Annotated in this window: 7 protein-coding genes; 4 read left to right on the top strand and 3 right to left on the bottom strand. The window is 64.2% G+C overall.

Going from position 1 to position 10,238, the window contains the following annotated elements:
• The first annotated feature begins 229 nt into the window (after window positions 1–229).
• Both ACK1U9_RS25255 and ACK1U9_RS25250 read left to right on the top strand, forming a co-directional pair.
• The gene (locus ACK1U9_RS25255; RefSeq protein ID WP_046615548.1) at window positions 230–2,686 is read left to right on the top strand and encodes an EAL domain-containing protein; all 2,457 of its coding nucleotides are present in this window, start codon (window positions 230–232) and stop codon (window positions 2,684–2,686) included.
• Window positions 2,687–2,716: 30 nt separating this feature from the next.
• Complete coding sequence (locus tag ACK1U9_RS25250) at window positions 2,717–3,502, top strand: TenA family transcriptional regulator (protein ID WP_085601023.1); 786 nt, start codon at window positions 2,717–2,719, stop codon at window positions 3,500–3,502.
• Between the two features lie 118 nt (window positions 3,503–3,620).
• On the opposite strand, the gene ACK1U9_RS25245 is transcribed toward ACK1U9_RS25250, so the two are convergent.
• From ACK1U9_RS25245 to ubiG, 3 genes are all read right to left on the bottom strand, one after another.
• Window positions 3,621–4,361, bottom strand: a complete 741-nt coding sequence (locus ACK1U9_RS25245; protein WP_108480529.1) for a YciK family oxidoreductase — start codon at window positions 4,359–4,361, stop codon at window positions 3,621–3,623.
• A 151-nt stretch (window positions 4,362–4,512) separates the two neighbouring features.
• Entirely contained in the window at window positions 4,513–5,184 is a 672-nt protein-coding gene (gene mupP, locus ACK1U9_RS25240; protein ID WP_108480530.1) for an N-acetylmuramic acid 6-phosphate phosphatase MupP, read from the bottom strand.
• Between the two features lie 2 nt (window positions 5,185–5,186).
• Entirely contained in the window at window positions 5,187–5,885 is a 699-nt protein-coding gene (gene ubiG / locus ACK1U9_RS25235) for a bifunctional 2-polyprenyl-6-hydroxyphenol methylase/3-demethylubiquinol 3-O-methyltransferase UbiG (RefSeq protein ID WP_025338098.1), read from the bottom strand.
• Between the two features lie 111 nt (window positions 5,886–5,996).
• Between ubiG and mtnA the strand changes: the two genes are divergently transcribed.
• The gene (mtnA, locus tag ACK1U9_RS25230) at window positions 5,997–7,073 is read left to right on the top strand and encodes an S-methyl-5-thioribose-1-phosphate isomerase (RefSeq protein ID WP_108480531.1); all 1,077 of its coding nucleotides are present in this window, start codon (window positions 5,997–5,999) and stop codon (window positions 7,071–7,073) included.
• Window positions 7,074–7,439: 366 nt separating this feature from the next.
• On the top strand, window positions 7,440–10,205 hold the full coding sequence (gene gyrA, locus ACK1U9_RS25225) for a DNA gyrase subunit A (protein WP_085601025.1): 2,766 nt from the start codon (window positions 7,440–7,442) through the stop codon (window positions 10,203–10,205).
• Window positions 10,206–10,238: the final 33 nt, after the last annotated feature.

Raw genomic sequence — 10,238 nt, 5'->3', positions numbered from 1 at the left:
AACTGCTCTGTGTATTTACCCATAGATCCCCCAAGGGTTGGATTGGTGTCCAACTTCTAGGGGGCAGTCCATACCTGTGGGAGCTGGCTTGCCGGCGATAGGGCCGGGAAGGCCGTGCAGGCCCCCGGGTTCCCTGTCATAAAAAACCCATCCGCGAGGATGGCAAATGGCCTACGCTGTGCTTTGTCTGGGTTGATTTGCGCCTTATCTGCTCTGTGACAGGGACTCCATGAAGGGACATCGCACTCTAGAAGCGCCAAAGTTGCTCGGCATCACCTGGCCCTTCATCGCTGTTGTGGTCTTCCAGGTAGCCTTGGGCAGCCTCAGCCTTTATACGCTCTCGGCTGTGCGTGCCTATGTCGCGGGCGAAAGCCTGTGGTCCAAGGCGCAGAAAGACGCCATCTACTACCTCACACTGTACGGCGAAACCCGCGACGACAGCACCTACCATCGTTATCGCCAGGCCATCACCGTGCCCCAGGGCGACCACCAGCTGCGCGAAGTGCTGGACCAGCCCAGCCCCGACCTGGACGCCGCGCGCCAGGCCGTGCTGCAAGGCGGCAACCACCCCGACGATGTCGAGCGGATCATCTGGTTCTACCGCAACTTTCGCAACGTCAGCTACATGCAGACGGCCATCGACTACTGGGATATCGGCGACGACTACCTGGGCAAGCTGGATATGCTGGCCATGGAAATGCGCAGCAGCTTTGCTGCTGGCCCGGTCGACGCCCGCACGCTCAGCGACTGGAAGGCGCGCATCGTCACCATCAACGAAGGGGTAACCCCGGCCGCCAAGGCGTTCAGCGATGCCTTGGGCGAGGGCTCGCGCATGTTGCTGCGGGTGCTGCTGATCACCAACCTGCTGACCGCGATGTTCCTGATTGCCATTGCCTGGCGCCGCTCCAGCAAGCTGCTGGCCCAGCGCCAGGCCTTTGCCAGCGCCCTGCAGGAAGAAAAGGAGCGGGCGCAGATCACCCTGCAGGCCATTGGCGATGCGGTGATTACCGCCGATGTGGAGGGCAGTATCGGCTACATGAACCCGGCCGCCGAGCAACTGACCCACTGGCAGGCCGGCCAGGCCCAGGGCCTGCCGCTGTCGGCGCTGTTCAGCCTGGTGGACGAGCAGGCCGAGGAAGATGGCCGCAGCCTGGTCGAACAGGTGCTCAGCGGCAGCCTCAAGGGTGGCGCCGAGCATGCCCGGCTGATCCAGCGCCTGGACGGTAGCACCGTGTCGGTCAACCTGGTCGGCTCGCCGATCGTCAATGACGGCCAGGTCAGCGGCATCGTGCTGGTGCTGCACGACATGACCCAGGAGCGCCAGTACATCGCCAACCTGTCCTGGCAGGCGACCCACGACGCCCTGACCGGCCTGGCCAACCGCCGCGAGTTCGAATACCGCCTGGAGCAGGCACTCAATGACCTGGCGCGCCAGGCCGGGCGGCATTCGCTGATGTTCCTCGACCTCGACCAGTTCAAGCTGGTCAACGATACCTGCGGGCATGCCGCTGGCGACGAGCTGCTGCGGCACATCTGCGCAGTGCTGCAGTCCGGCCTGCGCGAAGGCGACACCCTGGCGCGGCTGGGTGGGGATGAATTTGGCGTGCTGCTGGAAAACTGCCCGCCCGACCAGGCCGAGCGCATTGCCGAGCAGCTGCGCCAGCTGGTGCAGAGCCTGCATTTCGTGTGGAAAGGGCGGCCGTTCGTCACCACCGTCAGCGTCGGCCTGGTGCACATGGCCCAGTCCCCCGGCACCCTCGAGACCTCGCTGCGCGCCGCCGACATGGCTTGCTACATGGCCAAGGAAAAGGGCCGCAACCGCGTGCAGGTGTACCATGCCGACGACAGCGAGCTGTCCATGCGCTTTGGCGAAATGGCCTGGATCCAGCGCTTGCACGTGGCCCTGGAAGAAAACCGCTTCTGCCTGTACGCCCAGGAAATCGCCCCACTGAAAACCTTCGAGGGCCCCGGGCATATCGAAATCCTGCTGCGCCTGCACGACGAAAGCGGGCGTACCATCCTGCCCAGCAGCTTCATCCCGGCGGCCGAGCGCTACGGCCTGATGACCGCGCTGGACCGCTGGGTGGTGCGCAATGTGTTCCTGGTCATCCGTCAATGCCTGGACGAAGGGCGCGAGGGGCCGTTGTCGATCTGCGCAATCAACCTGTCGGGGTCGAGCATTGGCGATGACAAGTTCCTCGAGTACCTGCAGCGCCTGTTCGTCGAATACGCCATTCCGCCACGGATGATCTGTTTCGAAATCACCGAAACCAGCGCCATAGCCAACCTTGGCAGCGCCATCCGCTTCATCAACGAATTGAAGGGGCTCGGTTGTCGCTTCTCGCTCGATGATTTCTGCGCCGGCATGTCGTCGTTCGCCTATCTCAAGCATTTGCCTGTGGACTACCTGAAGATCGACGGGAGTTTCGTCAAGGACATGCTCGACGACCCGGTCAACCGGGCCATGGTCGAGGTCATCAACCATATCGGTCATGTAATGGGCAAGCGCACCATCGCCGAATTCGTCGAAACACCCTTGATCGAGCAGGCCTTGCAGGAAATTGGCGTGGATTACGCCCAGGGCTATCTCATCGAACGCCCTCAGGTGTTCACCTGTGACAGTCTGCAGCGCCAACGGATCGCCGCCCGGCCTCTGTTGCAGCGGGCACCTGGCACGTTTCGCTAGCTAGAAATCACAAGGATCAAGGAGCTGAAAGTGATTGACGCATTCGTTCGTATCGGGCCTTTGATGGACCCCGCCAGCTACCCCCAATGGGCCCAGCAACTGATTGAAGACTGCCGCGAGAGCAAGCGCCGGGTAGTGGAGCATGAGTTCTACGCGCGCCTGCGCGATGGCCAGCTGAAGCAATCGACCATTCGCCAGTACCTGATAGGTGGCTGGCCGGTGGTGGAGCAGTTTTCGCTGTACATGGCCCACAACCTGACCAAGACCCGCTATGGCCGCCATCAGGGCGAAGACATGGCGCGGCGCTGGCTGATGCGCAACATCCGTGTCGAGCTCAACCACGCTGACTACTGGGTGAACTGGTGCCAGGCGCATGGCGTGCACCTGCACGAGCTGCAGGCCCAGGATGTGCCGCCAGAGCTGAACGGCCTGAATGACTGGTGCTGGCGCGTGTGCGCCACCGAGAACCTGGCCATTTCCATGGCGGCGACCAATTACGCCATCGAAGGTGCGACCGGTGAATGGTCGGCGGTGGTGTGCTCCACCGACACCTATGCGCAGGGCTTCCCGGAGGACCAGCGCAAGCGGGCGATGAAGTGGCTGAAGATGCATGCCCAGTATGACGATGCGCACCCGTGGGAGGCGCTGGAGATCATCTGCACCCTGGCCGGCGAGAACCCGACCCAGGGGCTGCGCAATGAACTGCGCAAGGCGATTTGCAAGAGTTATGACTGCATGTACCTGTTCCTGGAACGGTGCATGCAGCTGGAAGGGCGCCAACAGGGGCGCATGCGCCCGGTGTTGGCAGCGGGCTGATCGCTCTCCTGTCCCGGCCTCTTCGCGGGCATGCCCGCTCCCACAGGTACGGCGCAGGTCTCAAGGTCTGTGGTGATCCTGTGGGAGCGGGCGTGCCCGCGAAGAGGCCGGTGCAGGCCTACTGGGCGTTGAACGCCTGCCCATTCACCCCTTTGCTGTCCGGCCCCATCAGGTACAGGTATACCGGCATGATCTCTTCCGGCAGCGGGTTGTTCTGCGGGTTTTCGCTGGGGTAGGCCTGTGCCCGCATCGCCGTGCGCGTGGCACCCGGGTTGATGCTGTTGGCGCGCACCGGTGCCACGCCTTCCAGTTCATCGGCCAGGGTTTGCATCAGGCCCTCGGTGGCGAACTTGGACACGCCGTAGGCGCCCCAGTAGGCCCGGCCCTTGCGCCCGACGCTGCTGCTGGTGAACACCACCGAAGCGTCTTCCGACAGCTTCAGCAGCGGCAGCAGGGTGCTGGTGAGCATGAAGGTGGCATTGACGTTGATGTGCATCACGCGCATGAAGTTGTCACCCGACAGCTGCTCCAGCGGCGTGCGCGGGCCGATGATCGAAGCGTTGTTCAGCAGGCCGTCGAGGCGGCCGAACTGGTCCTCGATCATCACCGCCAGTTCGTCGTACTGGTGGGGCAGGGCGGTTTCCAGGTTGAACGGGATCACCACCGGTTGCGGGTGCCCGGCGGCTTCGATCTGGTCGTAGATCTCGTTGAGGTTGGCCTCGGTCTTGCCCAGCAGCAGCACGGTGGCGCCCAGCGCAGCGTAGGCCTTGGCAGCAGCGGCGCCGATGCCGCGGCCGGCACCGGTAACCAGGATGACCCGACCTTGCAGCAGGTCGGGGCGGGCGGTGTAGTCGAACATGGTAGGTCCTTCGAGTTCGTTGGCGCGGCACCCTCCCCGTGGGAGCGGGTTTGCCCGCGAATGCGTACTATCAGGCGCCGGTGTCGCCTGGGCTGGCGCATTCGCGGGTGAACCCGCTCCCACAGGGGCTGTGCTGCGGTCTAGACGGGGTTCAGCAGCCGCACAGCGCGCTGTCGATCACCTTGCGCAGTTCCAGCGGGTGGTCCACCACCACGTCGGCGCCCCAGTTGTTGGGGTTGTCCTCTGGATGAATATAGCCGTAGCGCACCGCCGCTGTGCGGGTGCCGGCGTCGCGGCCAGACTCGATGTCGCGCAGGTCGTCGCCGACGAACAGCACGCTGGCCGGCTCCAGGCCCAGGGTCTTGCAGGCGAGGATCAGCGGCTCGGGGTCGGGCTTGCTGTTCTTGACATGGTCCGGGCAGATCAGCAGCGCCGACCGCTCGGCCAGGCCCAGTTGCTGCATGATCGGCTCGGCGAAGCGCACCGGCTTGTTGGTGACCACGCCCCACAGCAGGTTGCCTTTCTCGATGTCGGCCAGCAGCTCGGCCATGCCGTCGAACAGCTTGCTGTGCACCGCACAGTCACGCTGGTAGCGCTCGAGGAACTCCAGGCGCAGCGCCTCGAAGCCCTCGGCCTCCGGGCTCATGGCGAAGGTCGCGGCGACCATTGCCCGGGCACCGCCCGAGATCACGTCGCGGATCAACTTGTCATCGACGGCCGGCAGGCCGCGCTCGGCGAGCATGGCCTGGCAGATGGCGATGAAGTCCGGCGCCGTGTCGAGCAAGGTGCCGTCCATGTCGAAGAGTACTGCTTGCAAACGCATGCTCATTCCTCGCGCAGGGTCTGGATCATGTAGTTGACGTCAACGTCGCTGCTGAGCTTGTAGTGCTTGGTCAGCGGGTTGTAGGTCAGGCCGATGATGTCTTTCACCTGCAGGCCGGCAACACGGCTCCAGGCGCCCAGCTCGGATGGGCGGATGAACTTCTTGAAGTCGTGGGTACCGCGCGGCAGCATCTTCAGGATGTACTCGGCGCCGACGATGGCCAGCAGGTAAGCCTTGGGGTTGCGGTTGATGGTGGAGAAGAACACCTGGCCGCCCGGCTTTACCATGCGGTAGCAGGCGCGGATGACCGAAGACGGGTCGGGCACGTGCTCGAGCATTTCCAGGCAGGTGACCACGTCGAACTGTTCAGGCATTTCCTCGGCCAGGGCTTCGGCGGTGATCTGCCGGTATTCCACCTGCACGCCCGACTCCAGCTGGTGCAGCTGGGCCACCGCCAGTGGCGCCTCGCCCATGTCGATGCCGGTGACCGTGGCGCCGCGCAGGGCCATCGCCTCGCTGAGGATGCCGCCGCCGCAACCCACGTCCAGCACTTTCTTGCCGGCGAGGCTGGCGCGCTCGTCGATCCAGTTGACGCGCAGCGGGTTGATTTCGTGCAGCGGCTTGAACTCGCTTTCGCGGTCCCACCAGCGGTGGGCCAGCGCTTCGAACTTGGCGATTTCGGCGCGGTCGACGTTGCTCATTAGAACAGTCCTCTGAAACTTCGCAAAATTGCGCCGGAGTATACCCGAGCGCTCGGCCCCGAGGGTCGCTATAATCGCCGGCTTTTGATATCCGAACGACGGGGAGAGGCGATGCGCGAGCGACTTTTGGCGGCGGAGAAGGTGGCCGGGATCCGCTGGCAGGGCGGCGTCTTGCACCTGCTCGACCAGCGCCTGCTGCCGTCGGAAGAGCGCTGGCTGGCCTGCGACAATGTCGCGCAGGTGGCAGTGGCGATCCGCGACATGGCCGTGCGCGGCGCCTCGGCCATCGGCATTGCCGCGGCCTATGGCCTGGTGCTGGCCCTGGAAGAGCGGCTGGCCGAGGGCGGCGACTGGGAAATGGACCTGGAAGAAGACTTCCTCGTCCTGGCTGAAGCGCGCCCTACCGCCGCCAACCTGTTCTGGGCGCTGAACCGTATGCGTGAGCGCCTGCAGCGGCTGCGTCCGGACGAAGGCGTGCTGGCGGCGCTGGAGGCCGAAGCGGTGGCCATCCATGAAAGTGACCGCGAAGCCAACCTGACCATGGCCCAGCACGGTATCGAGCTGATTCGCCGCCACCAGGGCAACGCCCAGGCCCTGCTCACATACGGTAATGCCGGCGCCCTTGCCTGTGGTGGCTTCGGTACCGCCCTGGGGGTGATCCGCGCCGGTTACCTGGAGGGCATGGTCGAGCGGGTGTATGCCGGCGAGACCCGCCCCTGGCTGCATGGTTCGCGCCTGACTGCCTGGGAACTGGCCAACGAAGGCATCCCGGTGACCCTGTGCGCCGACTCGGCGCTGGCCCACCTGATGAAGATGAAGGGCATCACCTGGGTGGTGGTGGGGGCGGACTGCATCGCCGCCAACGGCGACGTGGCCGGCAAGATCGGTACCTACCAGCTGGCGGTCAGCGCCATGCACCACGGCGTGCGGTTCATGGTGGTGGCGCCGAGCACCAGCATTGACCTGAACCTGGCCACGGGCGAGGACATCCCGCTGGAAGAACGCGCTGCCGACGAGTTGCTGGACATTGGCGGCACCCGGGTTGCGCCGGATGTCGAGGTGTTCAACCCGGTATTCGATGTGACCCCGGCCGACCTGATCGATGTGATCGTGACCGAGCGCGGTATCGTCGAGCGACCGGATGCCGCCAAGCTGGCACAATTGGTCTGCCGCAAGCGCCTGCACTGATATTCGTAGTGCCTGTGCCGGCCTCTTCGCGGGTAAACCCGCTCCCACAGGTGTGGCACCGCTCTCAGGCCTTGCGATATCCCTGTGGGAGCGGGTTCACCCGCGAAGAGGCCGGCACAGGTTATAGAAGATCAATATCCGAACCCGCTTGAGGCCACCTGCCACATCTCCCCACCGCCCCTGCCTTTGTGATAACATCCGGCAGTTTCCAAGACCGCCCACCACGGCGGCCTTCATTGCGCAGATCCATGGCACAACTCATTGATTTGTCGTAAGTCGTCGCACCCTTATGCGTTGCGGCGGCGAGCTTCGTTCGGCCCTTGATGGAGCTGCGAAGTTTCACCAGAAAAAGGAATCAGGCTTCTCATGGGCGAACTGGCCAAAGAAATCCTCCCGGTCAATATCGAAGACGAACTGAGACAGTCCTACCTCGACTACGCGATGAGCGTGATTGTCGGGCGAGCGCTGCCCGATGCGCGTGACGGCTTGAAGCCCGTGCATCGTCGCGTTCTCTATGCGATGAGCGAACTGGGCAACGACTGGAACAAGCCGTACAAGAAATCCGCCCGTGTGGTCGGTGACGTGATCGGTAAGTACCACCCGCACGGCGACACCGCGGTCTACGACACCATCGTGCGTATGGCCCAGCCGTTCTCGCTGCGCTACCTGCTGGTCGACGGCCAGGGCAACTTCGGTTCGGTGGACGGCGACAACGCCGCCGCCATGCGATACACCGAAGTGCGCATGGCCAAGCTGGCCCACGAGCTGCTGGCCGACCTGCACAAGGAGACCGTCGACTGGGTGCCCAACTATGACGGCACCGAACAGATCCCGGCGGTCATGCCGACCCGTATTCCCAACCTGCTGGTCAACGGCTCCAGCGGTATCGCCGTGGGCATGGCGACCAACATCCCGCCGCACAACCTCGGCGAGGTCATCGATGGCTGCCTGGCGCTCATCGACAACCCCGAAGTCACCATCGATGAGCTCATGCAGCACATCCCTGGCCCGGACTTCCCGACTGCAGGCCTGATCAACGGCCGTCAGGGCATCATCGAGGCCTATCGTACCGGACGGGGTCGCATCTACATGCGTGCCCGCTCCGAGGTCGAAGACATCGACAAGGTCGGTGGCCGCCAGCAGATCGTGGTTACCGAGCTGCCGTACCAGCTGAACAAGGCTCGCCTGATCGAGAAGATCGCCGAGCTGGTCAAAGAGAAGAAGATCGAAGGCATCACCGAGCTGCGCGACGAGTCCGACAAGGACGGCATGCGCATCGTCATCGAGCTGCGCCGTGGCGAGGTGCCGGAGGTGGTGCTCAACAACCTCTACCAGCAAACCCAGCTGCAGAGCGTATTCGGCATCAACGTGGTGGCCCTGGTCGACGGCCGTCCGCGCCTGCTCAACCTCAAGGACCTGCTCGAAGCGTTCGTGCGTCACCGCCGTGAAGTGGTGACCCGCCGTACCGTGTTCGAGCTGCGCAAGGCCCGCGAACGCGGCCATATCCTTGAAGGCCAGGCGGTCGCGCTGTCCAACATCGACCCGGTCATCGCCCTGATCAAGGCCTCGCCGACCCCGTCCGAAGCCAAGGAAGCCCTGGTTTCCACTGCCTGGGAATCCAGTGCCGTGCAGGTCATGGTCGAGCGTGCCGGCGCCGATTCCTGCCGCCCCGAGGACCTGCCGGAGCAGTACGGCCTGCGTGAAGGCAAGTACTACCTGTCGCCGGAACAGGCCCAGGCCATTCTCGACCTGCGCCTGCACCGCCTGACCGGCCTGGAGCACGAGAAGCTGCTGGCCGAGTACCAGGAAATCCTCGAGCAGATCGGCGAACTGATCCGCATCCTCAGCAGCGCCGAGCGCCTGATGGAAGTGATCCGCGAAGAGCTGGAAGCTATCCGCGCCGAATATGGCGATGCCCGCCGTACCGAAATCCTCGATGCGCGCCACGACCTCAACTACGGCGACATGATCCCGGAAGAAGAGCGCGTGGTGACCATCTCCCACGGCGGCTACGCCAAGACCCAGCCGCTGTCCGCCTACCAGGCCCAGCGCCGGGGCGGCAAAGGCAAGTCGGCTACCGGTGTGAAGGACGAGGACTACGTCGAGCACCTGCTGGTTGCCAACAGCCACGCCACCCTGCTGTTGTTCTCCAGCAAGGGCAAGGTGTACTGGCTGAAGACCTACGACATCCCTGAAGCGTCCCGCGCCGCCCGCGGTCGCCCGCTGGTCAACCTGTTGCCGCTGGAGGAAGGTGAGCGCATCACCGCCATGCTGCAGATCGACCTCGAGGCCCTGCAGCAGAATGCTGACGCCGACGAAGAGCTGGAGGACGCGGAAGACACCGTGCTCGAAGGCGAAGTGGTCGAGGCCGAGGAAGTGGACGAGGAAGACGGCGATACCCCTGAGTGGGTGGCCGAGCCGACCGGCGCCTACATCTTCATGGCCACCGCTTCGGGTACCGTGAAGAAGACCCCGCTGGTGCAGTTCGCCCGTCCGCGCTCCAACGGCCTGATCGCCCTGAAGCTGAAGGAAGGTGACACCCTGATCGCTGCGGCCATCACCGACGGTGCCAAGGAAGTCATGATGTTCTCCGACGCTGGCAAGGTGATCCGCTTCGCTGAAAGCGTGGTGCGCGAGATGGGCCGTAACGCCCGTGGCGTGCGCGGCATGAAGCTGGGCAAGGGCCAGCAGATCATCTCCATGCTGATCCCGGAATCCGGCGCGCAGATCCTCACTGCCTCCGAGCGTGGCTTTGGCAAGCGCACCCCGCTGTCCAAGTTCCCGCGTCGCGGCCGTGGTGGCCAGGGCGTGATAGCCATGGGCACAAAGGGGCGCAATGGCCTGCTGATCGGCGCCATCCAGGTGCAGGAAGGCGAAGAGATCATGCTGATTTCCGACCAGGGCACGCTGGTGCGTACCCGCGTTGGTGAAGTGTCCAGCCTGGGCCGTAACACCCAGGGCGTGACCTTGATCAAGCTGGCTGCCGACGAGACGCTGGTGGGCCTGGAGCGTATCCAGGAGCCTTCCGAGGACGAACTCGATGATGTGATCGAGGCGGACGAAGAGGGCGTCGAGGCTGAAGCGCCAGACAACGAAGAAGCTGCTGGCGCCGAAGAGGCCCCGCAGGAGTAAGCAAGCGTAAAACCCGAACGGGGCGACCAAGGT

Source organism: Pseudomonas sp. XP1, from assembly GCF_053557675.1.
The sequence above is the reverse complement of the archived record's forward strand: the minus strand, read 5'-3'. Positions and strand labels throughout refer to the sequence as shown.